The organism is Methylomonas koyamae, from assembly GCF_019669905.1.
In the GTDB taxonomy this organism is placed as follows: Bacteria; Pseudomonadota; Gammaproteobacteria; order Methylococcales; family Methylomonadaceae; genus Methylomonas; species Methylomonas koyamae.
The window spans coordinates 677888-701548 of record NZ_AP019777.1 but is presented as its reverse complement, the minus strand read 5'-3'; the positions used below and the strand labels follow the sequence as shown (position 1 = coordinate 701548).

General features: G+C 57.7%; 29 protein-coding genes. 24 read left to right on the top strand and 5 right to left on the bottom strand.

Annotated elements, in window-relative coordinates; translation table 11 throughout:
- Window positions 1-21 precede the first annotated feature (21 nt).
- The 9 genes from MKFW12EY_RS03415 (at window position 22) to MKFW12EY_RS03375 (ending at window position 9548) form a co-directional block, all read left to right on the top strand.
- A complete protein-coding gene (locus tag MKFW12EY_RS03415) occupies window positions 22-2430 on the top strand; it encodes a TonB-dependent hemoglobin/transferrin/lactoferrin family receptor (RefSeq protein ID WP_245006426.1) in 2409 nt (802 codons plus the stop codon).
- Window positions 2431-2441: 11 nt separating this feature from the next.
- Window positions 2442-2672: a hypothetical protein gene (locus MKFW12EY_RS03410; RefSeq protein WP_054763632.1), complete on the top strand. Its 231-nt coding sequence runs from the start codon at window positions 2442-2444 to the stop codon at window positions 2670-2672.
- Window positions 2673-2817: 145 nt separating this feature from the next.
- A complete protein-coding gene (locus MKFW12EY_RS03405) occupies window positions 2818-3549 on the top strand; it encodes a VPLPA-CTERM sorting domain-containing protein (RefSeq protein WP_221054011.1) in 732 nt (243 codons plus the stop codon).
- 91 nt (window positions 3550-3640) lie between these two features.
- Window positions 3641-4657 (top strand): ChuX/HutX family heme-like substrate-binding protein, encoded by a 1017-nt coding sequence (locus tag MKFW12EY_RS03400; RefSeq protein ID WP_221054010.1) that lies wholly within the window; start codon window positions 3641-3643, stop codon window positions 4655-4657.
- A 33-nt stretch (window positions 4658-4690) separates the two neighbouring features.
- Window positions 4691-5227, top strand: a complete 537-nt coding sequence (locus tag MKFW12EY_RS03395) for a HugZ family pyridoxamine 5'-phosphate oxidase (RefSeq protein ID WP_054763819.1) — start codon at window positions 4691-4693, stop codon at window positions 5225-5227.
- A gap of 272 nt (window positions 5228-5499) precedes the next feature.
- Entirely contained in the window at window positions 5500-6597 is a 1098-nt protein-coding gene (locus tag MKFW12EY_RS03390) for an IS5 family transposase (RefSeq protein WP_221053058.1), read from the top strand.
- A 167-nt stretch (window positions 6598-6764) separates the two neighbouring features.
- A complete protein-coding gene (locus MKFW12EY_RS03385) occupies window positions 6765-7643 on the top strand; it encodes a heme/hemin ABC transporter substrate-binding protein (RefSeq protein WP_221054009.1) in 879 nt (292 codons plus the stop codon).
- Window positions 7640-8734, top strand: a complete 1095-nt coding sequence (locus MKFW12EY_RS03380) for a FecCD family ABC transporter permease (protein ID WP_221054008.1) — start codon at window positions 7640-7642, stop codon at window positions 8732-8734. The genes MKFW12EY_RS03385 and MKFW12EY_RS03380 overlap by 4 nt, the downstream gene beginning before the upstream one ends.
- A 1-nt stretch (window position 8735) precedes the next feature.
- Window positions 8736-9548, top strand: coding sequence for a heme ABC transporter ATP-binding protein (locus MKFW12EY_RS03375; RefSeq protein WP_221054007.1), 813 nt, complete (start codon window positions 8736-8738; stop codon window positions 9546-9548).
- A gap of 53 nt (window positions 9549-9601) precedes the next feature.
- Here the strand turns inward: MKFW12EY_RS03375 and MKFW12EY_RS03370 are convergent, their stop codons facing one another.
- Window positions 9602-9838 carry a hypothetical protein gene (locus tag MKFW12EY_RS03370; RefSeq protein ID WP_157199344.1) on the bottom strand — a complete coding sequence of 79 codons (237 nt, stop codon included), beginning with the start codon at window positions 9836-9838 and terminating at the stop codon, window positions 9602-9604.
- 79 nt (window positions 9839-9917) lie between these two features.
- On the opposite strand from MKFW12EY_RS03370, the gene MKFW12EY_RS03365 reads away from it, so the two are divergent.
- The gene (locus MKFW12EY_RS03365) at window positions 9918-10460 is read left to right on the top strand and encodes a hypothetical protein (protein WP_157199345.1); all 543 of its coding nucleotides are present in this window, start codon (window positions 9918-9920) and stop codon (window positions 10458-10460) included.
- Window positions 10461-10923: 463 nt separating this feature from the next.
- Window positions 10924-11076 carry a hypothetical protein gene (locus MKFW12EY_RS03360; protein WP_157199346.1) on the top strand — a complete coding sequence of 51 codons (153 nt, stop codon included), beginning with the start codon at window positions 10924-10926 and terminating at the stop codon, window positions 11074-11076.
- A gap of 7 nt (window positions 11077-11083) precedes the next feature.
- On the opposite strand, the gene MKFW12EY_RS03355 is transcribed toward MKFW12EY_RS03360, so the two are convergent.
- On the bottom strand, window positions 11084-11377 hold the full coding sequence (locus MKFW12EY_RS03355) for a hypothetical protein (protein ID WP_221054006.1): 294 nt from the start codon (window positions 11375-11377) through the stop codon (window positions 11084-11086).
- A gap of 10 nt (window positions 11378-11387) precedes the next feature.
- Complete coding sequence (locus tag MKFW12EY_RS03350) at window positions 11388-11633, bottom strand: hypothetical protein (protein WP_054761270.1); 246 nt, start codon at window positions 11631-11633, stop codon at window positions 11388-11390.
- A 211-nt stretch (window positions 11634-11844) separates the two neighbouring features.
- Here MKFW12EY_RS03350 and MKFW12EY_RS03345 point away from each other — a divergent pair, with 211 nt between their 5' ends.
- From MKFW12EY_RS03345 to MKFW12EY_RS03325, 5 genes are all read left to right on the top strand, one after another.
- Window positions 11845-12159 (top strand): hypothetical protein, encoded by a 315-nt coding sequence (locus MKFW12EY_RS03345; RefSeq protein WP_221054005.1) that lies wholly within the window; start codon window positions 11845-11847, stop codon window positions 12157-12159.
- Between the two features lie 169 nt (window positions 12160-12328).
- A complete protein-coding gene (locus MKFW12EY_RS03340) occupies window positions 12329-14518 on the top strand; it encodes a TonB-dependent receptor (protein ID WP_221054004.1) in 2190 nt (729 codons plus the stop codon).
- Between the two features lie 66 nt (window positions 14519-14584).
- Window positions 14585-15295 (top strand): PepSY-associated TM helix domain-containing protein, encoded by a 711-nt coding sequence (locus tag MKFW12EY_RS03335; RefSeq protein ID WP_221054003.1) that lies wholly within the window; start codon window positions 14585-14587, stop codon window positions 15293-15295.
- 3 nt (window positions 15296-15298) lie between these two features.
- Window positions 15299-15982 carry a Fe2+-dependent dioxygenase gene (locus MKFW12EY_RS03330; RefSeq protein WP_221054002.1) on the top strand — a complete coding sequence of 228 codons (684 nt, stop codon included), beginning with the start codon at window positions 15299-15301 and terminating at the stop codon, window positions 15980-15982.
- A gap of 144 nt (window positions 15983-16126) precedes the next feature.
- Window positions 16127-16636, top strand: coding sequence for a J domain-containing protein (locus tag MKFW12EY_RS03325; protein ID WP_054761274.1), 510 nt, complete (start codon window positions 16127-16129; stop codon window positions 16634-16636).
- Window positions 16637-16645: 9 nt separating this feature from the next.
- Here the strand turns inward: MKFW12EY_RS03325 and MKFW12EY_RS03320 are convergent, their stop codons facing one another.
- Window positions 16646-16942 (bottom strand): VOC family protein, encoded by a 297-nt coding sequence (locus MKFW12EY_RS03320; protein ID WP_054761308.1) that lies wholly within the window; start codon window positions 16940-16942, stop codon window positions 16646-16648.
- Between the two features lie 421 nt (window positions 16943-17363).
- On the opposite strand from MKFW12EY_RS03320, the gene MKFW12EY_RS03315 reads away from it, so the two are divergent.
- Window positions 17364-17555 carry a hypothetical protein gene (locus MKFW12EY_RS03315; RefSeq protein WP_064040978.1) on the top strand — a complete coding sequence of 64 codons (192 nt, stop codon included), beginning with the start codon at window positions 17364-17366 and terminating at the stop codon, window positions 17553-17555.
- 51 nt (window positions 17556-17606) lie between these two features.
- Here the strand turns inward: MKFW12EY_RS03315 and MKFW12EY_RS03310 are convergent, their stop codons facing one another.
- On the bottom strand, window positions 17607-17813 hold the full coding sequence (locus MKFW12EY_RS03310; RefSeq protein ID WP_054761276.1) for a hypothetical protein: 207 nt from the start codon (window positions 17811-17813) through the stop codon (window positions 17607-17609).
- 96 nt (window positions 17814-17909) lie between these two features.
- Here MKFW12EY_RS03310 and MKFW12EY_RS23165 point away from each other — a divergent pair, with 96 nt between their 5' ends.
- The 7 genes from MKFW12EY_RS23165 (at window position 17910) to MKFW12EY_RS03280 (ending at window position 23659) form a co-directional block, all read left to right on the top strand.
- Window positions 17910-18044, top strand: a complete 135-nt coding sequence (locus MKFW12EY_RS23165) for a hypothetical protein (RefSeq protein WP_256360821.1) — start codon at window positions 17910-17912, stop codon at window positions 18042-18044.
- Between the two features lie 211 nt (window positions 18045-18255).
- Complete coding sequence (locus MKFW12EY_RS03305; RefSeq protein WP_054761278.1) at window positions 18256-18633, top strand: 4a-hydroxytetrahydrobiopterin dehydratase; 378 nt, start codon at window positions 18256-18258, stop codon at window positions 18631-18633.
- Window positions 18634-18643: 10 nt separating this feature from the next.
- A complete protein-coding gene (locus MKFW12EY_RS03300; RefSeq protein ID WP_054761280.1) occupies window positions 18644-19903 on the top strand; it encodes a formylmethanofuran dehydrogenase subunit B in 1260 nt (419 codons plus the stop codon).
- Between the two features lie 9 nt (window positions 19904-19912).
- A complete protein-coding gene (locus MKFW12EY_RS03295) occupies window positions 19913-21577 on the top strand; it encodes a formylmethanofuran dehydrogenase subunit A (protein WP_054761282.1) in 1665 nt (554 codons plus the stop codon).
- On the top strand, window positions 21577-21873 hold the full coding sequence (locus MKFW12EY_RS03290; protein WP_054761284.1) for a coiled-coil domain-containing protein: 297 nt from the start codon (window positions 21577-21579) through the stop codon (window positions 21871-21873). Before MKFW12EY_RS03295 ends, MKFW12EY_RS03290 begins: the two co-directional genes overlap by 1 nt.
- A 191-nt stretch (window positions 21874-22064) precedes the next feature.
- Entirely contained in the window at window positions 22065-22700 is a 636-nt protein-coding gene (locus MKFW12EY_RS03285) for a hypothetical protein (protein ID WP_221054001.1), read from the top strand.
- A 293-nt stretch (window positions 22701-22993) separates the two neighbouring features.
- Window positions 22994-23659: a methyltransferase gene (locus MKFW12EY_RS03280; RefSeq protein ID WP_221054000.1), complete on the top strand. Its 666-nt coding sequence runs from the start codon at window positions 22994-22996 to the stop codon at window positions 23657-23659.
- The last annotated feature ends 2 nt before the right edge of the window (window positions 23660-23661 follow it).

Here is a 23661-nt window from a genome sequence, read left to right as displayed (position 1 = left end):
CAGCAGTAACTACTGTATGCCATGGCAACCCAACCGTTTTATTTATCAATTGCTCCGCAGCGCTGCCCCGATGCGGCCTGCTCCGGACAACCCGGCACTTGCCGGCGCGCTCTGTTTTGCGCGCTGCTGTGCTGGCTGGCCGGCACGGCCTTGGCTGCCGAACCCGAGGTGGTTGAAATGCCCGAGGACCTGGAACTTGAAACCGTCACGGTCAAAGCTCAAGCCGACAAACCGGCCGCCGCGCCGCCGGGCACCCAATCGACGATAGACGAAAAAACCATCGAACAACGCATGGTGCGCGACATCAAGGATTTGATTCGTTACGAGCCCGGCGTCAACGTCGGCAGCGACCCGCATCGCTTCGGCTCGACCGGCTTCACCATACGCGGCCTGGGCGGCAACCGGGTGTTGATGCAGATCGACGGCGTACGTTTGCCGGACAGCTTCAGCATCGGCTCGTTCGCCAACTCGACCCGCAACGCGGTGGATATGGACGCCTTGAAACAGGTCGACATCGTCCGCGGCGCCGGCCCGGCCGCTTACGGCGGCGACGCGTTGGGCGGTACCGTCAATTTCGTCACCAAGGACCCGCAAGACTACTTGCAGGTGTTCGGCCACGACTATTACACCGGCCTGAAACTGCATTACAACACGACCGACAACAATTTCACCCAAACCGCAACCGCCGCCGGCGTGCTGGGCGGCTGGGAAGGCCTGGCCGTGTTCAACCACAGCCACAGCAACGAGACCGACAACCAGGGCGGCCTGAATACGCTGAACGGCACCCGCACCCTACCCAGTCCGCAGGATAACCAAGGCTACAACCTGCTGGCCAAATTGCTGTACCGCTTCAGCGACGCCAACTTGTTGCGGCTTACCGGAGAGTGGATGCACAAAGCCTCCGATTTCGATGCGCTTTACGCCCGGGATTTGGACATCAGCGGCCGTTTCGTCAACAGCATGTTGACCGACGACAGCCAATTGCGCTGGCGCCTGTCGCTGGACCATACCTTGAAAGGGCTGGATGCGCCGCTGTTCGATCAAGCCTACTGGCAGTTTTACACGCAACAGTCGGCCACCCGGCAAATAACCAACCAGGACCGCCGTTCCAACGCCAACGGCCGGGTGCTGGTCGAACGGATTTTCGACTTCGACAACCGGGATTTCGGCGGCCAACTGCGGCTGGACAAACATTTCGGCTTTGCCGGTAGCGAACACGATCTGCAATACGGCGGCCAAATCAGCAAAAACAGCGTCGCCCAACTACGCGACGGCACCCTGACTTGCCTGACCGGCAAACTGACCGCACCGATAGGCGGGCCGACGCCGGAATGCCGGCAAGGACTGGGCACCGTCACCAAAGAGATTTTGCCCGACGAATTTCCGGTACGCGATTTTCCGCTCAGTACCGTGACCAAAGCCGGGGCTTACCTGCAAGACAACATCGCCCTGTTCGACCGCCGCATCGAACTGGTACCGGGCGGGCGTTGGGAATATTACCGGCTGCTGCCGCAAAGCGACTACCTGTTCGAAAAAGCGGCGGCCGACATCGTCCCGGCCGTGAAGGACGCCAATGCCTTTTTACCCAAGTTCGGCGCGCTACTGCACCTGACCGACCGACTGACGCTGCACGGCCAATATGCGCACGGTTTCCGCGGTCCGAATTTCAGCGACAGCAATCTGGGTTTCACCAATGCCGCGTTCGGTTACGCCAGCGTGCCGAATCTGGCGTTGCAACCTGAAACCAGCGTCGGCGCCGAAGTCGGCTTGCGCGGACAAGGCGACGCCGGCCAGTTCGACTTGACGTTGTTCCGCAACGACTACGACCGCTTTATGTACGACGCCACCGTGTGCAATCCGCTGGCCAGCGGCGATTGCGAATACCTGACCTTCCAGACCGTCAACAGCCCGGATCCGATCCGGATGCAAGGCATCGAAATCAAAGGCCGGTTTTTCCTGGATTGGGCGTGGCCGCAACTGGCCGGCGCCAGCCTGATGTGGAGCGGCTCGTATATCGCCGGCCTCAACCTGCGCAGCGGCCGCACCGACGACGTCGTCTTGCGCAAAATCAGCCCGATGAAGGGCGTGCTTGGCCTGCGTTACGACCAGCCGAGCGGCGACTGGGGCTCGGAATTGATTCTGACCCTGGTCGGCCCGAAACAGCGCAACACCGCGCCGGACGATGCGATTTATCTGACCAGCGGCTACGGCATCGTCGATTTCAACGCCTATTACAACGTTAACCGCCACATCAGCCTGAATCTGGGCGTGTTCAACGTGTTCGACAGCCGCTATATCGATTGGGAAGACGTGGACACCCAGGAAAGCAATCCGCACCGGAATCTGGGTCCGTTCGCCAATGCCGACATCCGCGACCGCTATTCCCGGCCCGGCCGCAACCTGGGCGTGACGCTGAAAATCGCTTACTGACGGAGGCCAACATGCAACGCAATTTCCGGCCCGGTGCCCCCAAAAAACAACTGGAAGCGCTATTCGACGACTTGTTGCGCCACGACGGTTTCGGCGACTTGCGCGTCGAAATACGCCTACTCAAGCGCGGCCAGAAGGAAGTGATCATTTACTGCGGCAAGCAGTACCGCTACGTGGTCGACGTACCGCCGCGCGACGCGCTGGCTCCGGCCTCCGAACGCGGCCCGGCCCAACCGCCATGAATTTATTCATCCGCCACCGCCGCGGCCATAGGCCGGGGCGGACCGCCGGCGAGGTGCCGAAGCGGCGGAAACGATAGCTGACCTAACCCGGCGCAGCGTCTTCACGGCGAAGAGCTGAGCCAAATCCATTAACAGAGGAAAAACCATGAACAAAACTTACCGACTGACTTTGATCGCCGGCCTGATGGCCGCATCCGGCATTGCCCGCGCCGACTTGACCAACGGCCCCGACCCTTACGCGGCCGGCAAAGGCTTCGACGCGCCGCACGAAGCGGCCTGGGGCGGCTGGAGCCGCGGCGATACCGGCACCTTGTACGCCGAATGGGACACCTTCGTCGACAGTAGCTATCCGGGAACCCGCACCGCGGCACCCGATGTCGGCAGCGCCGGCGCCAGCGACGCTTATCTGAGCTGGAATTCCGGCACCTTCGCCGCCGGCTCCGGCAATTTGTACAGTTTCAGCGTGATCGAACAGTTTGCCGCCAACATTGTCGGCAGCGTCGCTTCCGGGCCGCTGCGGGCGGTACTGCAGTTCGAGACCGTCGGCACGCTGGCCGACTATGCCAGCATCCTGCTGAACGGTATCGCGCCCACCTTTACCAGCCAGACCTTCTACGACTCCAGCTACCCCAGCTCGTTCGGCAACGTGCCGCTGGAACATTATCTGGCCTATTGGGACTTGCCGGAAGCGGCCGCCAGCTACCAATTCACGTTCAGCAGCGCCGAGCACAGCTTGAGCTTGGGCCAAGTCGCGCTGGATATCGGCCCGAACAGCGCTCCGGTGTCCGGGGTACCGCTGCCGGCCGCCGTCTGGATGTTCGGCGCCGGGCTGATGGCATTGTTGGGCGTAAACCGCAAAAAAGGCTTGGCGGTTTAGGCCGCCGCGTGCGCTTGGCGCCGGCGGCGCCAAGCCTCACCACCGCGATGCCCGTTCGGCGGGCATCGCCCTCGACTGACTGGAGTTGAACATGATGTTGAATACGACCACAACCCAAAACGCAACCGCCGCCTACGACCTGAAATTGGCTTGGCGCGACTTGTTAGCCGACCACCCGCACCTGCGGCCGCGCGACGCGGCGAGTGCCCTGGGCGTCAGCGAAGCCGAACTGGTGGCGACCGGCTGCGGCGATAACGCGATCAGGCTGCGTCCCGACTGGCCGGCGTTGATCGACGCGGTCGGCACGCTCGGACCGGTCATGGCTTTGACCCGCAACGACGTTGCCGTGCACGAAAAAACCGGCTTATACGAGCGTCTGCACCTGTGCGGCGAGCTGCTGCTGGTGTCCGGGCATAACATCGAGCTGTGCCTGCTGACCGGCCGCTGGCATTCCGGCTATGCCACCACCGAGCAAAGCCGGATCGGTCCGCGCCGGAGCCTGCAATTCTTCGACGCCGACGGCGAAGCCGTCCACAAAATCTACCTGACCGAGCACTCGGATGCGGAACGTTTCCGGCGGCTGGCCGAGGCATTTGCCGCCGCCGACCAAACGCCGGCCGCCGATATCCCTTACGCCGAACCGGCCGGTTTCGATTGGGCTGCGGCTCAGGGGCTACCCGATTTGTGGCAGCGTCTGGCGCCGCTCTGCACCGGCAAACCGCTAGCGGCTGCCGGCTTCGTTTCCGGGCACCAGTTCCGGGAGCTGATGCAGCAACTGGCGCGGATGGCCTTACCGTTGCAAATCCTGACCGCCAACGCCGGCGCGCTGCAATTGCACACCGGTCCGGTGCAGAACCTGCGGATTACCGACCCCTGGTTCAACGTACTGGACCAGGGTTTCAATCTGCATCTGAACGAAAAAGGCGTGGCCGAGGCCGCCATCGTCCACACCAGCTACGGCCGGCACACGCTGCGCGGCTTGCAGTTGCGCGACCGCCCGGGCCAAACCGTCGCCGCCGTTTTCGGCGATTACGATCCGGCAGACGGCGAGAGCCTGTTGTGGCGGGAATTCATCGATGCCCTGCCCGGCAACCGTATTTTTAATTAACCGCCCGGCCGTCTCCGGGTACAGGACAAGACCATGAACGACAAAACCATAGACCTCGAACAAATCCGCCAAAGTTACAGTGCATTGGCGCAAAGCTTCTCTTCGGTATTGCTGGCCACCGTCAGCGCCGACGGCGAGCCGGAAGCCAGCTACGCTGCCTATCTGCGGCATGACGGCGACTATTACATTTATGTCAGCGAATTGTCGGCCCACACTCGCAATCTGCTCGACAACGGCAAGGTCTGTCTGCTGTTCGTCGAAGACGAAACCAAGGCCGCGCATTTGTTCGCCCGCCAGCGCGTGACCTACCACTGTACAGCCGGCGAAGTCGAGCGCGATACCGAAGCGTTCGCCTACATCATGGCTTTGTTCGAGGAAAAATTCGGCGCATTCATGAAACAGTTACAAAACATGCAGGACTTTCATCTGTTCTGTATCCGTCCGCAACGCGGCAGTTTCGTGCAGGGTTTTGCCAAGGCATTTTCGATAGAAGGCGACGATTTGGGGCAAATCCGTCACGTCAACGATGTCGGCCATAAGGCCCGCGAACCCGCCGAAGCGCCGGCGTAAGGCGGAAGCGGCCACGACCAAGCAGCCTAAAAGTCCGGCTGCATTTTTACCGGTATCCCGTTCGGGCTGAGCCTGTCGAAGCCCTAGATGGAACGCCCCACGAAAACGGGAACGGGTATTTAAGGGCCGGATTAATAACTCAAACGAAAACCCGAACATGAAACAGACCACATCCCTAACAGGCTGGTGAAAAACTCCCAAAGCTGCAGTCATCAAGGCGCATAGCCTCAGCAAACAAGTAAAATAGCGCATCTAAATTGGAGAAGCCCCCCATGCGCGGACACGATGCCATTCAAAATAGCTGGTTCAGCTACGTTAGCCTGGAAGACCGTATTCCCAAACAGCATCCGTTGCGTCGTTTACGGCTACTCGTCGATGGCGTATTGGCCTCTATGGATGCGGTCTTTGCCGAATGCTACTCCCATACTGGCCGCCCGTCGATTGCGCCCGAAAAACTGCTGCGCGCCTTGCTATTGCAAGTGCTGTACACCGTTCGTAGCGAACGCCAGTTGATGGAACAGCTGGACTACAACCTGCTGTTTCGCTGGTTTGTCGGTTTGGGTATCGACGATGCTGTCTGGGAACGCAGCGTGTTCAGCGCCAACCGCGAGCGCCTGCTGTCCGAAGCACTGAGTCGCGAGTTTTTTGAGCGGGTCTTGGCCATTGCCGAATGGCAAAACCTGGTGTCCGACGAACACTTCAGTGTCGACGGCAGCCTGATCGAAGCCTGGGCCTCGCACAAAAGCTTCGTGAAGAAAGACGGCAGCGGTCCTGATAAACCCGCCGGCCGCAATCCCGAGGTCGACTTCAGCGGCGAAAAGCGCAGCAATGCCACGCATCAGAGCACGACAGACCCCGAAGCGCGGCTTTACAAGAAAGGCGAATACACCGAGGCCAAACTGCGTTACATCACCCATGCCCTATCCGAGAATCGTAACGGCCTGATTGTCGATGTCGAAACCACCCAAGCCACCGGCACCGCTGAAATCGAAGCCGCGCAAACAATGATCAAACGCCGTGTTCCCAAAGGCGGCAGCGTCGGTGCCGACAAAGGCTATGACCAACCGGCGTTCGTCAACAAACTCAAGACGCAAGACATCAAAGCCCATGTTGCTCGCAAAAAGACCGGCAGTGCCGTCGATGGCCGCACCGCGCGCGGCAAAGCGTACGCTCAAAGCCTCAAGCGCCGCAAAATCGTCGAAGAAGCCTTCGGCTGGATCAAGACCGTCGGGGGCCTGCGTAAAACCCGCCACATCGGCTTAGCCAAAGTCGCAGGTCAGGCCTTGTTTTGCTTTGCCGCCTACAACCTGACGCGCTTGCTCAACCTATTGGTGTTCACGCCGAAACCGGCGTGGAGTGCGCCCACCTAGGGCGAAGTGCGCCTGAAAACCGTCCACAGACGGCTTCAGGCGAATAAAAAGCCCTTGAAACAGGGGCAAAACGGTTGAAACTCGATGTCATGACCGATTTCAACACGAAAAAATCACGGAAACCGTGGGTAAGGGGAAATATCAGTGGGTTTTTCACCAGCCTGCTAATGCATAAACTTGTCAGAGCCGCATCCGTTGCGCTCCTCTGCCTTTCGGCGACCGCGCCGGCCAATGCCGGGCCAAACCGCATCGTCTCGGTCGGCGGCGCGCTGACCGAAATCGTCTACGCACTGGACGGCGCCGAGCGCCTGGTCGGCGTCGACAGCACCAGCCTGACGCCGGCCGCCGCCAAGGCGTTGCCGCAAGTCGGCTACATGCGCACCTTATCCGCCGAAGGCGTGCTGTCGCTGCGCCCGGACCTGCTGCTGGCCAGCGCCCACGCCGGGCCACCGGCGGTGCTGGAGCAATTGCGCGCGGCCGGCGTGCGCATCGAAACGCTGGCCGAGGATTATTCCGCCGCCGGCATTGCCGCCAAAATCGGCGCCATCGCCACCTTGCTGGATAAACCCGAGCAAGGCCGGTCGCTGGTCAAGCAGGTGCAAGCCGACTTCGAGCGATTGGCGCAGTGGCGCGCGCAACGCGGCGATCAGCCCAAGGTGCTGTTTTTGATGGCGGTCGCTCACGGCGCGCCGCTGGCGTCCGGACATGGCACCGCCGCCGACGCGGTGTTAACGCTGGCCGGCGCCACCAACGCCGTCGGCGAGTTGCAAGGCAACAAACCGATAGGCACGGAAGCGATGGTCGCCGCCGCGCCGGACGTGATTCTGTTAACCGACGTGGCCGCCAACGCCATCGGCGGCCTGGAGGCGTTCTACCGACAACCCGGCATCGCCCAAACCCCAGCCGGCCGGCAGCGTAAAGTCTTTATCGTCGATACCCTGGCTTTGCTCGGCTTTGGTTTGCACAGCGGCCAGGCCGTGCTGGAACTGGCCAAACAACTGCACGGCGAGCCGGCTGTCGCTGCCGACGCCGGAGCCGGCCGATGACCGTCCATGCCGCGACCGCGACAGCCGGACCGCGTCTTCGGCTAAAACCGACCTTGACTCGCGCCGGCCTTTGCTGGCTACTGGCACTGCTGCTGGCCGTCGCCGCCTTGGCCGCGCTGGGCAGCGGCGCAGTCGCAATCTCGGCCGGCCAAGCCGCCGCCATCGTCGCCGACCGCTTCGGTATCGCCCTACCCTGGACCTTCGGCGCCGACCAGCAAACGGTGTTGCTGGCGATCCGCGCGCCGCGCCTGGTGCTGGGCTTATTGGTCGGCGGCGCCTTGGCCGCATCCGGTGCGGCGATGCAGGGCTTGTTCCGCAATCCGCTGTCCGATCCGGTCTTGATCGGCGTTTCCAGCGGCGCGGCACTGGCCGCGGTGGCGGTCATCGTGTTGCGCGACAGCCTGTTCGGCGCCGTGGCCGGCGCGTTCGGTGCCTATTTATCGCCGGTCGCGGCCATCGCCGGCGGTTTTGGGGTCAGTTGGCTGGTGTACCGGCTGGCCGACAGCGGCGAGCGGCTGGACGTGGCCTCGCTGCTGTTGTCCGGCATCGCGATCAACGCGCTGGCCGGCTCGGCCACCGGCTTGCTGGTGTATCTGGCCGACGACGACCAGTTGCGCAGCTTGACCTTCTGGAGCCTGGGCAGCCTGAACGGCGCCGGCTGGGACGGGGTCGCCATCGGCGCGCCGTTTTTACTCGCCAATCTGCTGCTGTTGCCGTGGTTGGCCGATGCCTTGAACGCCTTGCTGCTCGGCGAGGCCGAAGCCGGCCACCTGGGTTTTCCGGTGGAACGCATCAAAACCGGCGTGGTGGCCCTGGTCGCGCTCGGTGTCGGCGCGGCGGTGGCCTTGTCCGGTGTGATCGGCTTCGTCGGCCTGGTGGTGCCGCACCTATTGCGGCTGGCGCTGGGGCCGGACCACCGCTGGCTGTTGCCGGCGTCGGCGCTGCTCGGCGCCTTATTGCTGATCTGCGCCGATTATCTGGCACGCACTTTGGCGGCACCGGCCGAAATCCCAATCGGCATCGTCACCGGCCTGCTCGGCAGTCCGTTTTTTCTGTGGCTGCTGTTCCGCCAAAAACTAATGGGCCATTGACATGCTGCAAGCCATAGCCCTGACCCTGCGCGCCGGCGCGAAAACCTTGCTGGACGACGTGACGCTGGAACTGCTCCCCGGCGAAGTGCTGGCCGTGGCCGGCCCGAACGGCGCCGGCAAATCCAGCCTGCTGCGGGCCTTGAGCGGCGAGCTGGTGCCGTTCGCCGGCCAAGTATTGATGAACGGCCGGCCGCTGGCGGAATGGCCGCCGCAACAGGCGGCCTTGCTGCGCGGCGTGTTGCCGCAAAGTGCCGGACTGGCCTTCCGCTTCACGGTGCGCGACGTGGCGCTGATGGGCCGCAGCCCGCAACGCAAAACCCACAACGCCGCGCAAAACCGGGCCATCGCCGAACAGGCGCTGGCGATGACCGATACCGGCCATCTGGCCGAGCGCATCTACACCACGCTGTCCGGCGGCGAACGCCAACGGGTGCAACTGGCGCGGGTGCTGGCGCAAATATGGGAGCCGCAAGACCCGCTGCACCGCTATTTATTGCTGGACGAACCCACCTCGGCGCTGGACCTGGCCCACCAGCACGCGGTGTTGGCCATCGCCCGCCGCTTCGCCGACGAACAACAGGCCGGGGTGCTGGCGGTATTGCACGACCTGAACCTGGCCGCGCTGTACGCCGACCGCATCGCCCTGTTGCACCAAGGCCGGCTGGCCGCCATCGGCACGCCCGCGCAAACCCTGAACAGCGAGCTGATCCGGCAAGTATTCGCTTACCCGGTCAGCATCGCCAGCCATCCGCAAATCCCGGCGGCGCCGTTGGTGATTCCGCGGCGGCAAGTGGCGCCGGGCTTGGCGGGATAAAGAGGTCTGCGGTAATGCGGCAGGCAATCGGCCGCCCCGGATTGTTGACCGATTTAGCGTGTTCGGAGGAATGCGTTAACAAAAGCCGCCAGGGATGGCGGCACCTTACGATTCAATGCCACAGATTTATCCGGCGTGACAATGGTGTTATCGGAACTGGAATCGAATAAACTGGCAGCCAACGCAAGCCCTGTGGCAATCGGTCGATCCAGTGATTCAATGACGCCGCTTGCTCCGTTACCGGTCATTGGTTTTAATTGCCGAACGGTATACGAATAGGAAAATTCCATGCTAACCAATCAGTTATTGCAGAAATGAGTATTAGCTTGGTGATATACGGAAACTGTTTAATTACTAGTTATGGTTCTCATGCGCCGCCTTCCATTATTCTTCATAGCTCTTTTGTTCGCTGCCCCAAGTGCGCAAGCGGATATTGAAAAGATTGCCATTCCTGGCGAAAAAGGAATGTCGTTTTATTGGTGGCCAAAATTGCCCAGTATTGCGGGCTGGCATCAAGACAAAGATGCCAGCTTTCACCTCAGCGTGAACGCACTAGCCTCAGACAATTCCACGTTCTCGAATAGCGAGACCGTCATGTACGCAAAGGCCATCTTTAAGCCTCGCGATCCCGAGATAAAATCCCTCGAAATGCTCATAGCGAGAGACAAAAAAGATTTCTTGGCAAATGTGCCGGGAGTTGAAATTCGGGAAGTTAAATCTCTTGTCACGGCTGATGGAAAGCAATTCAAGTCTTTCTTGTTTATTCCAAAGGGCTCTGGTAATTGGGAGCGCGTAACCTATGGCGAAGAAGGCGAGTTCTTTCTTATTTTCACTGTCAGTTCACGCTCAAAATCAGGCTACGATGCAACGGAAATCACCTATGAAAAGCTTATTGGCCTTTACAAGGAATAACCCTAGCCCTGCGCTCAAGTTCGCTCCCTTTGGTCGCTGGGACGCGCCTTCGACGCACCTCTTGGTCCCGTAGGGAGGGCACGAGCTTTATGCCCACGCGGATTTGAATGGTGGGCAATTTTGCCCACCCTACCTCTGCTCGCAACATCCGCTGACATAGATACCGGTGAGCTTGCGAACCGCACCCTTCGCGAAACGGCTTACTTTATTCCGTGCGGTTCGTTACCTCACCGCACGCGACGGTTGGACGGCGGAAAGCCAGGGGCAACCAACATCGGCCGCCTACCAGCTGCGGGGCTTTGTTTCTCCGGTTTCCATGCTTCCGCGTGAGAACCCATAGACTGCCCCGAGCACGCATCCAGCCATAAAAACCGAGAAAACAACGATGTAACAACCACCCACCGCCCCCCAGCCCCGTGCCAGGCAGCCTAACCTATTAAATTGACCCAAGGTGAAGCAAGCCATGTCATTGACCAAAGTGCCCGGTGTCGCGCCGGCAGTTGCCGCGACGTTCCTCTTTTTATACAGCCAGCCCGGCGCATACGCCGCCAAAACCGATAGCGTCACGACCCTGCCGACCGTCGCAGTTAAAGCCCAGGGTGAGCCCAGCCAATAACGGCTACTTAATCGCGCTTGCGGGATTGGCTGGCGCCGGGTTTGGCAAACGAGCGCCAGACTTCCGCCGGCGTTGCCCGGCCGCTCAATACCTTGTCGATGATGGGTTTGTTGGCTTTGACGAAAAACGCCAATGCAATCAGCGTCAGCAGCAAGGCCAGCCAGACGATGGGCGCCGCGTCGTCGGTCAACGCGGCGAAAATCTCCGCGCTGGTCTGCGGAAACAGGACGTTAACGACGAAGCTGAATCCTATCGTTGCCGACAGAATGGCGATGACAAGCGCCTGCGGATGGTAACGCATGGCCGCACGCCTAGTTCAAACGTTGGCTGGATTTGAGCACGGTAAAGCCGGCGCGTTTGGCTTTTTCCTTGTCGCCGGTTCTGGCCTGGATTGCCGCATCGGCCAGCGTATCGGCCAATCCAAGAAAATCCGCCACTTCGAAGCGCATCGTCAAATTCTGGATGTGCAGATGGACGACGCCGCATTCGCGGCAGATTTGCGCCTTACCGAATTCGGTCGCCGCCAGGTATTCGTGGTTGCAGGGTTTCTTGCTCATCGCTGGTTCCTCAAGTTAAGTGAAAGTTCCGTCTGGCGCTGCCGGCCGCCTAGTTTGGCCGCGGCTAATCCTAAAAACATCTTCCAAACGATTTGCTTGGAACCCAGATCCAGGCAACGAAAATCGGTGGCGTGCAGTTGGCCTTTTTCGACCAACGCCGCCAGCACGTCCGGTGCAATCGCCAGATTGACACAATCCGCTTTGTCTAAAAATGAAAATAGTCGTTTCACGGGTACTGACAGGCAGTGAATTTGAAACAAATGATAATTATTCTCATTTGCACAGTAAAGCTTTTTCCCTTGTTGCGATGAAATTATTTTTTTCGCCGCACCCAACAATGCCGGATCAGTTCGAGGAATTGATCAAGCTTGGCCGCACCAAACCCAAGCTCGCCGGAATTTCGAATAGAAATAGCACCTTCCACGCCGGCTCTGTGGCCTGTGGATTAGGCCACCAAAAACGGCGTCCATTGCAACTTGTTGCGCTTGAGCAACGGTTGACAATCAAAACGAAACACATAAAATGAGAATCGTTATTATTTGAGAACGATTCCAGCAACGCTGTTTTTATCCAAGTTCTCAATAGTCCGATCTTCCGCCGTCAACCGCGCCGGAGACAAGAATCGCAACACTGAAATAGCCACCCAGCGTTCCTCGCCAGGCAGCCAACCGAATCATGCCAACTTAGGGGAACGTATGTCCGACACCAAACAACTCCGTACTAAATCCGGCAACGCCAAGTGGCGGCTGGGCGCCTTATTGCCGCTTGGCGCAGCCTTGAGCGGCATGGCTTTAGCCGCGCCGCCGGCCGAGCAAGCCGCCGATCCCGACCAAGAAGTGGTGCTGGACGACGTTAAGGTCAAAGCCAACCGCGACAAACCGGTCAACCGGTTCAAGGCCGACACCTCGACCACCGGCAGTAAAACCGAAATGGCGATTCGCGACATTCCGCAATCGATCAGCGTGGTCAAGGAAGAATTGATCGAATCGCAAAACGCCTTTAATTTGCGCGACGCTTTGCGCAACGTCAGCGGCCTGACCATCGCCGCCGGCGAAGGCGGCCGTACCGGCGACTCGATCACGCTGCGCGGTTTTTCCGCCAACTCCGACCAATATCTGGACGGGGTCAAGGACAACGGCCAGTATGCCCGCGATACGTTTTTCATAGAACGCGCCGAAGTGCTGAAGGGCGCATCGTCGATTCTGTTCGGCCGCGGCGCCACCGGCGGCGTGATCAACCAGGTGTTCAAAAAGCCCACGGGCAAAACCGGCATCACCGGTAACTTTACCTACGGCCTGTACGACTTCAAACGCACCACCATCGACGCCGAAACCAAATACCAGGATTTTGGCGCACGTTTGAATGTGCTGTACCAGGATGCCGATTCGTTCCGCGACTACAACTACACCAACCGCTGGGGCATCGCGCCGTCGTTCAAATGGGATATTACGGCCGACACCGACTTGACCTTGAATCTGTTGCACCAACAGGAAGACGGCGTCTTCGACTACGGCGTACCGATGTATAACGGCCGACCGGCCGACGTGCCGATCAATACCTTCTACGGTTATTACGACAACCGGATGATGGACACTGACGTCAACGTCGCCACCGTCGCCCTGACCCACCGCTTCAACCAGGATTTTTCGGTGAAAAACACTGTGCGTTACGGCGACTACGAGCGTAAATACCTGACTCATCTCTATTCGGGAGCCGCGGCGCTTTCCGGCGTCAATGCCGGCACCATCAACCGCAGCCAGGCCTTGCGGCTGAACACGCAGGAAAACGTCTATAACCAGACCGACTTCGTGTACAAGAAACCGCTGTTCGGCCACGTCAATACCTTGATGTTCGGCAGCGAATTCGGTTGGGAAGAGTACGACTTCAAATCCAAAAACTCGACCGGCTTGAGCCGAGTCTCGGTGTTCGATCCGCGCATCACGGCCAGCACCAGCGGCCTGGCTTACGACTTCAGCGGCGTTTTGGCCACCAACCGCTTGACTCGGGCTCAAACCTACGCCGGCTATTTGATGGACCAATTCGAAATCACGCCGGAATGGAAAATCCTCGGTGGCACTCGTTACGACGTATTCGAAGCCCAGCAAATCGACCGGATCAGCACCGGCAATTTCGATTCCAGCGTCTCGCAATGGAGCCCGCGCGGCGGCATTATCTGGCAACCCAGCAAGGAGCAGTCTTACTACTTCAGCTACGGCAAATCCTTCAATCCGTCGGCGGAAAGCCTGAGTTTGTCGGCCAACAACGCCAACCTGCCGCCCGAGCAAAACCACAATTACGAGATCGGTGCCAAGTGGGATTTGTTCGACGGCAAACTGTCGGCCACCGCCGCGATATTCCGCCTGGAAAAAACCAACGCCCGCACCACGTCGCCGCTAGACCCAAATTTGCAAATTTTGGCCGGCGAGCAACGCACCGACGGCTTCGAGCTGGGCTTGGCCGGAGAAATCATGCCGAACTGGGATGCATCGATCACCTATGCCCACCTCGATGCGGAAATTACCAAATCAACGTCAACGGCCACCGGCTCGGTCAGCGGCGCGGTCAAATCCTTTCTGGGCATGACGCCGGTCAACGTGCCGGAGGATAGCGGCGTGGCCTGGACCACTTACCATTTAACCGACCATTGGGAAATCGGCGGCGGCGTGTTTTACGCCAGCCACCGTTACGCCGACAACGTCAACGAAGCCGTGCTGCCCGGCTATGCCCGGTTGGACGCAGTGGTGGCTTACCACCAGAAGCATTACGATGTGCAACTGAACGTGTTCAACCTGACCGATACGGTGTATTACGAGTCGGGCCAGCAAAACTCGGCTCTGCCGGGTAGCCCGGTGTCCGGCCAATTGACCGTCAGTTTCAAATATTAACCTTGCCGGGAAACGCCGAAGCCGGCGTTTCCCGTAACCTGATTCCGCTTTATTGGGTAAATCGCCATGAATAGCAGCGCCGAAATTTTGTCTAAGCCAGCCAACCGCCCGCCGCAGAAAACCAACGGCGGCTATCTTTTTTTGCCGAGAAGCCTGTCCCGCGGCGCATTTTTAAAATGGCTGCGCCGCACCCATGCCTGGTTCGGACTGTGGGGGGCGACACTGGGCCTGTTGTTTGGCTTTACCGGGATTTTGATGAATCATCGCGACATCTTGAAAATACCGATTGGCCGCATGGAACCCAAGGAAATCCAGATGGCCCTGCCCGAGCCGAAACCGGCCGACCCGAAAGCGTTGGCGGCCTGGCTGGGCCAAACCCTCAACGTCGATACCAGCCACGCCAGGGCGCGTAAAGAGCCGGGCAAGACCGTGACCTGGAATAACCAGCCGGTACAACAGCCGGCGTCGTGGCAAATCAATTTGCGCAACCCGCAACACCTGTTGTCGGCAGAATATTGGGAAGGCAACGCCTTCGTCACGGTCAAACAAAGCGATGCCAACCTGTTGCAAACCTTGAACAATCTGCACAAGGGCGTCGGCATGGGCATGGGTTGGGTGTTGTTGGTCGATACGCTGGCTGGCGGCTTGATCTTATTAAGCTTGACCGGCACTTTGCTGTGGACCCGGCTGCACGGCAACCGGCTGGCCGCGGCCGGCTTGGGTTTGGGTTCGTTGAGCCTGATGCTTTATTTTGCTTTCGATGCGATTGGGGCTTGAACCATGCTGATCGAAATTCCGGAGGTGTTGAACGCGGACGAACTTAACCAAGTTCGCGCCATCCTGGCCGACGCTGCCTGGGCCGATGGCCTCATCACGGCCGGCAGCCAGTCGGCGCAAGTCAAAAACAATTGGCAATTGCCGGAACAATCGGAACAGAGTGCGGCCGCTCGTGCCGTGTTACTGGCGGCTTTGAATCGAAACGCGCTGTTCCTCTCGGCGGCCTTGCCCAAGCGCATTTTCCCGCCCTTGTTCAACCGTTACGAGGGCAAACACAACACCTTCGGTAACCATATCGACAATGCGGTCCGCCATTGTCCGGTGACCGGCCAGCGGGTGCGCACCGACCTGTCGGCGACGATTTTTCTGGCCGATCCGGACAGTTACGACGGCGGCGAACTGGTGATCGAAGACACCTACGGCCAGCACGCCGTCAAACTCGCAGCCGGCGACATGGTGCTGTACCCCGGTTCCAGCCTGCATCGGGTGGAACCGGTAACCCGCGGCGCCAGAGTGGCGTCATTTTTTTGGTTGGAAAGCATGGTTCGCGAAACCGAGCGCCGCCGGCTGCTGTTCGAAATGGACATGGCCGTCCTGCAATTGCGCAATACCGGCGGCGACAGCGAGCCGGTGGTCAATCTAACCGGCTGCTACCATAACCTGCTGCGGATGTGGGCTGAGGTTTAAGCGCGCTGCCAAACTTTCTGCAAGCGGCGGCGCGGGCACTGTTTCACATGGCAGCCGAGCCGCGGCGGCAGCCGGTTGCGCCGGTATCGTCTACACTTTTCGACACCGGCAACCCGCGCTCAAAGCTTCGCAGACCACCCGCCAATGAATCCGATTATTTTCGCCATAGCGGCATTCGTCGCCGCACTGGCCTTTAGCTATTTGCTGATCAGGCACCGCGCCAGACAAAAGCGGCGGAAATTGCCGAAGCCCGCGGTAACCAAGCCCAATCCCGACGACCGGGTCATCTCCTGCCCGGCTTGCGCCCAGCAAATCAAATTCACGCTCCCGCTCAAAAGCAATAAGGCCCAATGCCGCAAATGTGCGGCGCAATTTAAATTGGACGTGGACGCGCACGGCAACGTCTATATCACCGAAATCAAACTGCCGGAAGACGATACCGCGATCAAAACCTTGGACGAATGCTTTACCGTTCTGGATGTCAAGGCCGATGCGATTCCAATGGACATTCGCACCGCTTACAAAAAGAAAATTTCGGAATACCACCCGGACAAGGTGGAAAATCTGGGCGCGAAAATCAGGCAGGTCGCGGAAGATGAAACCCGAAGAATTAATGCCGCCTATGCGATGCTGCAGGAAGCCGGTCGGGTATGACTACCGGCGTCATTTGGCCAGACGGATCATCTCGATCTGATTGCCGGCCGGGTCCTGGATATAGACCGACGCGGTGCCGTCGCGATGGGTTTGCAACGGGCCGTAGTCCTCGGCATGCTCGGATACAATCGCGAAATGCGGCGGGTGTTGGTTGGGCAATACCAACGCCAGGGCCACGTTGGCGAATTGCAGCAAAGCCCAGGTTTCGTCCTGGTATGCCACCTTTAGTTGGTAGCGGCTTTTGTACCAGTCCACGCTTTGCTGAATATCGTCGACTTGAATGGCAATGTGGTGAATGGTGTCCATCGGGTAAGCTCCAACGGCCGGTTGCGGAGAAATTTCCGGCCAATTTATACCGCACAACAGTTTTGCGGCAAGTTCAGTGAAATCAAGCACTAGCGTAGCAGCGAGCCGCTATTCGCACGCCGGGTAAAACCCATAAATTCATTATGCGACAAATTGTCGCGTTTTTTCTGGACAAGCGCATTTTTCTTCAATAGAATGCGCCCACCTTGACTCAGGTCAATGCGCCTTGCAACGGCGCATCTTTAAAAAGGGGGAGGAGGTAAGCGACCGCTTCGGCGGTATAACAAGAAAAATAGCGCAACACTTTAACCTACCGCCACATCGGGTAGGCGTCCATCAAAAAACATAAAAACACCGGACGGAGCCCACTTTATCGTGGGCTTTTTTATGTTCTTATCACTTCATTCAACTTGTTATTCTGATGAAAGAAAAGCCAGACTCCATACCCACCGAACTGATGGAATACGAGCGGTTCATTGAAGAATTGCTCAACGACACCAAGCATCCGGTGCATAACCGCGCCCACCCGCTGCATCAGGAATCCGTTAAAGCGCTCGACGAGATGATGCGGCGAGTCGAAGAGATGCGCAACGAGTGGCTGTCGAAAGGCTAGACCCGGACCGGCGTAAGCGCACCAAATCGCTCACGCCAAGCGCAGGCCGAATCAATGTATCTCGGTCGAAACCACCATCGGCCGGTCCAGTTTGTCCGGATACTGGCAAACCATCTGGACCAATTCTTGCGCCAAATGCAGCCGGCGCTGGTTCTCCAGCAAGGATTGCAGCCACATGACTTGGCGCTTCAATTCAACGATCTGGGCTTCCTGCTCGGACACGGTTCGTAATAATGCTTCCAAAGACATCGTAGACATATTTTTATCCCCCGTTTGAGTTAGTTTTTTGGCTTCGAACTCCGGTTATCGGCGTTGAGTTCAGTGCCGAATTGGAGACGAAACCTCGGATTTTCAATGCCCCACGTTTGCCGGCCCCGCCTGACCGGCCGCATCGACGGCGGAAGTCTGCATGAAAGCGATATCGGCAACGCTCATCCGGTTAAGCGGCCGGCGCAGAAAAATCTGTACCGGGCGAGCGCCAAACTGTGACACTTATCCGGAAAATTATCGGCAACCGTTGGCTCCTGTGGAAATTGGGCAATTTGCCCGATTGGCGGCAAGCGGTTTGCGGTCGAATGAGCGATCCGACTCGGCGGCGGCTGGAAAATTGGTTAAAACGACTGAGCCGCCCCGCAGCATAAAGACACCGGACCAAACTGTGCGATAGAATGCCGCATTGACTTTAGCCCGGGGATAGACGATGCCGCACGATACGCCCAAGGTTTACAGCGAAGCCGAAATTGCCGAACGTTTAAGCCGCGAATTACCGCATTGGTACTACGAAAACGGCTGGATTCGCCGCAAATATAAGACCAGCGGTTGGAAAGCCACGTTGATGGTAGTCAACACGGTAGGCCATTTGGCGGAAAAAGCCTGGCACCACCCGGACCTGACGGTTTCCTATGCTTTCGTGATCGTTAAACTGGTCACTCACGCCGCCAAAGGCGTGACCGACAAGGATTTTGCGTTGGCCAAGAAAATCGAGGACGTCTTGCAGTGGGATGCGGCGAACGAGTCCAACGGCATCTTCGAAGGCACGCCGGACGATCCGCGTTTCAAATACATTAAAAAAGACTGAGGACAGCACGATGACTGAAATCACCGAGGTACCCAGCCCGTTCTGCGGTATCGGTACCGACGACCTGACGATCAGGGTGGAAGGCGTAAATTTGAAAGTGACCGCCAACGGTTGCGCGGTCAACACGCCGGCTTTCGAACAGCCGATCGGCGACCTATCCCCACGCGTGCAGGGCCAAGCGGTAGACCTGGCAACGGCAGCGGCTAAAGCGGCCGAATTGCTGCGCGGCACCAAGCAACCGGCCATCGGCGGCTGCGCGACCGACGTCAACGGCATGCGCGCGCTGTTGGCCTTGGCCGACAAAGCTGGTGCCGTGGTCGATACCGGGAATTTCAACATTGCCCGCCGCAACTTGCTGGCCTTACAGGATAGCGGCTGGATGAACACCACCTTGGCGGAAATCAAAAACCGTTGCGACTTGCTGCTCATCGTCGGCACCGTGCCGGAGGGTTTCGCGCCGCGTTTTTTCGAACGCTATCTGTGGACCGAAGACGCGATGTATCTGCCGGATACCTCCGCCCGCGAAGTCGTTTATTTGGGTAAAACGCCCTGCGGCGACGCCTCCACCTCACCGTCCGGGCAAAAAGCCCAAGTACTGGCTTGCGCCGATGCCGATCTGCCCGATGTCGTCGCGGTATTATCGGCGCTGGTCAAGAAACAACCGATACAGGCGCAAAGCGTAGCCGGCATCGCCGTCGCCGACTTGCAAACCGTCGCCGATAAATTGCGCGGCGCTAAATACAGCGTCGTGTTGTGGGGAGCCGGCACTCTGGCCTACGACCACGCCGAACTGACCGTGCAAGCCATTTGCAACATCGTCAAGGACATCAATTTGCAAGGCACGCGCTGCTCCGGTTTCCCGCTCGGCGGCAAGGAAGGCGACCAGACCGCCAACCAGGTGTGCGGCTGGACCACCGGCTATCCGGCGCGGGTCAATTTCGCCCGCGGCTACCCGGAATACGATCCGTTTCTGTACGACAGCCAGGCCATGCTCGCCAGCGGCGAAGCCGATGCCTTGGTTTGGGTTAACGCTTTCAACGCCAGCGCCAAGCCGCCTATAACCGAGTTACCCACCATCGTGGTTGGCCGCTCCGGCATGGTGTTCGATAAAGAACCCGACGTGTTCATCCCGGTCGGCACGCCTGGCATCGACCATGCAGGCCATGCCTACCGGCTGGACAACGTAGTGGCGATCCGCCTGAAAAAACTCCGCGATTCCGGCCTGCCTAGCACCGCCGAAGTGCTACACGCCATTGAACAAGCCCTTTAGGATACCGACATGCTGATAAAACTCACAGGCGGCACCGTTTACGACCCGGCCAGCGGCATCGACGGCCAGCAGCAGGACATTTATGTACAAGACGGCCGCATCGTCGACGCGCCGAAAGACGGCCGCCCGGTCGACCAAGAATACGATTTGCGCGGCAAAGTAGTCATGTCCGGCGCCATCGACATGCACACCCACATCGGCGGCGGCAAAGGCAACATCGCCCGTACCCTGCTGCCGGAAGACCACCGCGCCGACCCGGTACACCGCACGTCGATTACTCGCTCCGGTAACGGTCACGCGATGCCCAGCACCTATGTCGCGGGCTATCGCTACGCGGAAATGGGCTACACGGCATGCTTCGAACCTGCAGTGCTGCCGGTCAACGCCCGCCAAGCACATATGGAAATGGGTGATACGCCGATTGTGGATAAGGGCGGCTATGTGATGCTGGGCAGCGACGACTTTTTGCTGCGCATGCTGACCGCGAAAAAAGATCAAAAGGCCATCAACGATTACGTAGCCTGGACGCTGAACGCTGCCAAAGGCATCGGCATTAAAGTGGTCAACGCCGGCGGCATCAGCGCCTTCAAATTCAACCAGCGCCAACTGGACCTGGACGAGAAGAACAGCCATTACGACGTCACGCCAAGGCAAATCCTGCAAACCCTGGCTCGCGCCGTGAAAGAACTGGGCATCACCCACCCGCTGCACGTGCATGGCTGTAACCTGGGCGTGCCCGGCAACGTCGACACCACCTTGAATACCATTCAAGGCGTGGAAGGTTTGCCGATGCATTTGACCCACATCCAGTTCCACAGCTACGGTACCGAGGGCGACTTCAAATTCTCCTCAGGCGCCGCGCAAATCGCCGAAGCGATCAACAGCAATCCAAATATCACCGCCGACGTCGGTCAAATCCTGTTCGGCCAAACCGTCACCGCCTCCGGCGACAATATGCGCCAACACGCCAACCACCGCTTCGCCAGCCCCAACAAATGGGTGTGCATGGACATCGAATGCGACGCCGGCTGTGGCGTGGTGCCGTTCAAATACAAAGACCAAAATTTCGTCAACGCCTTGCAATGGGCGATTGGTTTGGAAATCTTCCTGCTGGTCGAAGACCCCTGGCGGATTTTCCTGACCACCGACCACCCCAACGGCGCGCCGTTCACCAGCTATCCACACTTGATCCGTCTGCTGATGGACCGCAGCTTCCGTAACGACATGCTGGCGACCATCCATCCGGAAGCGCAAAAAATGACCACGCTGGCATCCATCGAGCGCGAATACACGCTGAACGAAATCGCCATCATGACCCGCGCCGGCGCGGCCCGCATCATCGGCCTCAAAGACCGTGGCGCACTGACTCCCGGCAACTTCGCCGACATCACGGTCTACACCGAAAATGCCGACAGACAGGCGATGTTTACCAAGCCGGATTACGTGTTCAAGGACGGCGAGCTGGTGGTCAAGGACGGTCAAGTCGTCAAGGTCACCTGGGGCACCACCCACATCGTCAAACCGGAATACGATTTGTCGATAGAAAGCGAGCTGAAACCGTATTTCGACAAATACCTGACGATGAAACTGGGCAACTTTAAAATCAGCGACGACGAAATTTCTGAGGACGGGCGCGGCAGCTTGACGGCGCATCCGTTGCGAGGTGTGGCGTAATGACTACGCTGGCGTTCGATACACATGCCTTTGTAAAACGCCTGCATGAAGTTGGCTTTACCGACGAGCAAGCGGAACGATTGGCTGAGTTGTCTCAGGAAATTGTCAATGCAACCCTGGAACAAATTCACCAACGTGAGTTAGCCAGCAAACAGGATTTGAAAGAAACCGAGTTACGGCTCGAATTGAAAATAGCCGAAACCAAATCCGATTTGATTCGCTGGATAGTGGGCGCGGGATTCTTACAAACCGCCTTGATTACGGCTTTGCTGCTGAAATTGAGCAACGGGATATGAGTGGTTTCTCCGATTACGCTATCGCTAATCTGAGCTGCTCGGGCTTGCGTCCAAAACACCGTAGGGTACGCATTGCGTACCAATTAGCTGGACGATAACCAATACCTAAAGGTACGCGATGCGTAACCCTACAGGACTATGCGTTCTACCAGACAAAAACTCAGTGGATTTAACATTAAAATGGACAAAAAATGAAACGCATTCTAGTGTTGTTCGCTGTATTTTTTCTATCAGGTTGTGCATCAGGAAAGTTGGATTACATAAAACCAAGCAATCATTCTGGCAATACTAATATCAAATTAATAGACCGCCCACGTGATCTGGTTTGGAATTCAAGCGTCCCCGAACTTGGGAAAAAATTTTTTGTAATCAATAATCTGGATAAGTCATCAGGACTGATTAACATAAGCTATAGCGGAGACCCTGAGCAGTATGTTGATTGCGGAACAATTTCGTCCTATGTAAAAAATGCGCGTGGAGAAAGAACATATAATTTCCCTGCGTCAAGCTCGCTACAAACCTATGAAATGCTCGATGGAATTAACTTATTCTCAATACAAAGAAAAATGAGCCTGGAGGGGCGCATAAACGTTATTTTTCAGGAGCTAACTCCAGATAAAACACAAGTTACGGTTAATACCAAATATATCCTTACAAAACAAGGAACTGCTATCCATGCTGGCGACGGGGCAAGAGGCGACTTTTCAGATACGATTTCATTTGGAACTGGTAACGGAGCATCATTTCCTATAAATAACCAAGCACAATCCACCGAGTGCATTCCCACAGGAAATCTTGAAAAGAGCATTTTGTCATTAATTAAGTAATTATAAAACAAGCTTCTCAAGGAATATCTAGTACTTGGGCAACTAATTTTTAAGTTAGTAGGTTTTTGAAAAACAATTGATTAGACATTAAATAGAGATTATCTGCCGCGCATAAAAAGAGACCTGTGTTGATTATAAAGGCCGCTAATTTTCAGGCTGACTTTTTAGCGGTGCAAATAACCTCGCAATCGGCTTTTGAAAATGCCTTGGTATTACACAAAGTCGAATATAATGAATAGTAAATTCACCGACTACTTGGTAAACAATAACTTCAAAGTCGATACAAACAAAATATGACTACAACTGGCATCACTATAGCCGACCGGGAAGCGGAATTAGCCGACTATCTGGCGCGCCAACCCTATTCGGTTGAACAAGATGGCATCAAACTAACGATAGCCAAAAACGTATTTCCGTCGGATTTTGGCTTGACCAGTTCGTTTTTCGGCAACTTCATGTTGAAACAAAAACCCGGCAAGACGGGATTGGACATGGGCTGCGGCAGCGGCTATTTCGCGTTCATCTTGAAAAAAATCGGCTGCGAAGAAGTTGTCGGCGTCGACTTTAACCCCGACGCCGTTGCCTGTGCCCGCCACAACGGTTTGCAAAATCCGGAGTTGTCGCCGGACGCATTCATTCACAGCGATTTGTTCGCTTCGGTACCGGCCAAGCGTTTCGACCTGGTTGTGTTCAACTTTAATTACTATCCGTCCAACGGCACTTTCGGCTTGAACCCGGACGGCGGCCAACAGATACTACGTCGGTTTTTTAGCGAGGCGCCGGACTACCTCGAACCGAACGCGCAGATATTCATTCCGTTTTCCGATTTCGTCGGCGCCGAGCACGACCCTAAACATGTCGCTCCGGAATATGGCTTTAACGTAAATGCCGTTGCCGAAACCCACAACCATGCGGGCCGACACGTGATTTACCAAATCAATCAAAATCCAATCGATTAAAC

Coding starts and splice junctions, on each gene's coding strand:
- MKFW12EY_RS03415 (WP_245006426.1), top strand. CDS start 22: ATGGCAACCCAACCGTTTTATTTATCAATTGCTCCGCAGCGCTGCCCC.
- MKFW12EY_RS03410 (WP_054763632.1), top strand. CDS start 2,442: ATGCAACGCAATTTCCGGCCCGGTGCCCCCAAAAAACAACTGGAAGCG.
- MKFW12EY_RS03405 (WP_221054011.1), top strand. CDS start 2,818: ATGAACAAAACTTACCGACTGACTTTGATCGCCGGCCTGATGGCCGCA.
- MKFW12EY_RS03400 (WP_221054010.1), top strand. CDS start 3,641: ATGATGTTGAATACGACCACAACCCAAAACGCAACCGCCGCCTACGAC.
- MKFW12EY_RS03395 (WP_054763819.1), top strand. CDS start 4,691: ATGAACGACAAAACCATAGACCTCGAACAAATCCGCCAAAGTTACAGT.
- MKFW12EY_RS03390 (WP_221053058.1), top strand. CDS start 5,500: ATGCGCGGACACGATGCCATTCAAAATAGCTGGTTCAGCTACGTTAGC.
- MKFW12EY_RS03385 (WP_221054009.1), top strand. CDS start 6,765: ATGCATAAACTTGTCAGAGCCGCATCCGTTGCGCTCCTCTGCCTTTCG.
- MKFW12EY_RS03380 (WP_221054008.1), top strand. CDS start 7,640: ATGACCGTCCATGCCGCGACCGCGACAGCCGGACCGCGTCTTCGGCTA.
- MKFW12EY_RS03375 (WP_221054007.1), top strand. CDS start 8,736: ATGCTGCAAGCCATAGCCCTGACCCTGCGCGCCGGCGCGAAAACCTTG.
- MKFW12EY_RS03370 (WP_157199344.1), bottom strand. CDS start 9,838: ATGGAATTTTCCTATTCGTATACCGTTCGGCAATTAAAACCAATGACC.
- MKFW12EY_RS03365 (WP_157199345.1), top strand. CDS start 9,918: ATGCGCCGCCTTCCATTATTCTTCATAGCTCTTTTGTTCGCTGCCCCA.
- MKFW12EY_RS03360 (WP_157199346.1), top strand. CDS start 10,924: ATGTCATTGACCAAAGTGCCCGGTGTCGCGCCGGCAGTTGCCGCGACG.
- MKFW12EY_RS03355 (WP_221054006.1), bottom strand. CDS start 11,377: ATGCGTTACCATCCGCAGGCGCTTGTCATCGCCATTCTGTCGGCAACG.
- MKFW12EY_RS03350 (WP_054761270.1), bottom strand. CDS start 11,633: ATGAGCAAGAAACCCTGCAACCACGAATACCTGGCGGCGACCGAATTC.
- MKFW12EY_RS03345 (WP_221054005.1), top strand. CDS start 11,845: ATGAAAATAGTCGTTTCACGGGTACTGACAGGCAGTGAATTTGAAACA.
- MKFW12EY_RS03340 (WP_221054004.1), top strand. CDS start 12,329: ATGTCCGACACCAAACAACTCCGTACTAAATCCGGCAACGCCAAGTGG.
- MKFW12EY_RS03335 (WP_221054003.1), top strand. CDS start 14,585: ATGAATAGCAGCGCCGAAATTTTGTCTAAGCCAGCCAACCGCCCGCCG.
- MKFW12EY_RS03330 (WP_221054002.1), top strand. CDS start 15,299: ATGCTGATCGAAATTCCGGAGGTGTTGAACGCGGACGAACTTAACCAA.
- MKFW12EY_RS03325 (WP_054761274.1), top strand. CDS start 16,127: ATGAATCCGATTATTTTCGCCATAGCGGCATTCGTCGCCGCACTGGCC.
- MKFW12EY_RS03320 (WP_054761308.1), bottom strand. CDS start 16,942: ATGGACACCATTCACCACATTGCCATTCAAGTCGACGATATTCAGCAA.
- MKFW12EY_RS03315 (WP_064040978.1), top strand. CDS start 17,364: ATGAAAGAAAAGCCAGACTCCATACCCACCGAACTGATGGAATACGAG.
- MKFW12EY_RS03310 (WP_054761276.1), bottom strand. CDS start 17,813: ATGTCTACGATGTCTTTGGAAGCATTATTACGAACCGTGTCCGAGCAG.
- MKFW12EY_RS23165 (WP_256360821.1), top strand. CDS start 17,910: ATGCCCCACGTTTGCCGGCCCCGCCTGACCGGCCGCATCGACGGCGGA.
- MKFW12EY_RS03305 (WP_054761278.1), top strand. CDS start 18,256: ATGCCGCACGATACGCCCAAGGTTTACAGCGAAGCCGAAATTGCCGAA.
- MKFW12EY_RS03300 (WP_054761280.1), top strand. CDS start 18,644: ATGACTGAAATCACCGAGGTACCCAGCCCGTTCTGCGGTATCGGTACC.
- MKFW12EY_RS03295 (WP_054761282.1), top strand. CDS start 19,913: ATGCTGATAAAACTCACAGGCGGCACCGTTTACGACCCGGCCAGCGGC.
- MKFW12EY_RS03290 (WP_054761284.1), top strand. CDS start 21,577: ATGACTACGCTGGCGTTCGATACACATGCCTTTGTAAAACGCCTGCAT.
- MKFW12EY_RS03285 (WP_221054001.1), top strand. CDS start 22,065: ATGAAACGCATTCTAGTGTTGTTCGCTGTATTTTTTCTATCAGGTTGT.
- MKFW12EY_RS03280 (WP_221054000.1), top strand. CDS start 22,994: ATGACTACAACTGGCATCACTATAGCCGACCGGGAAGCGGAATTAGCC.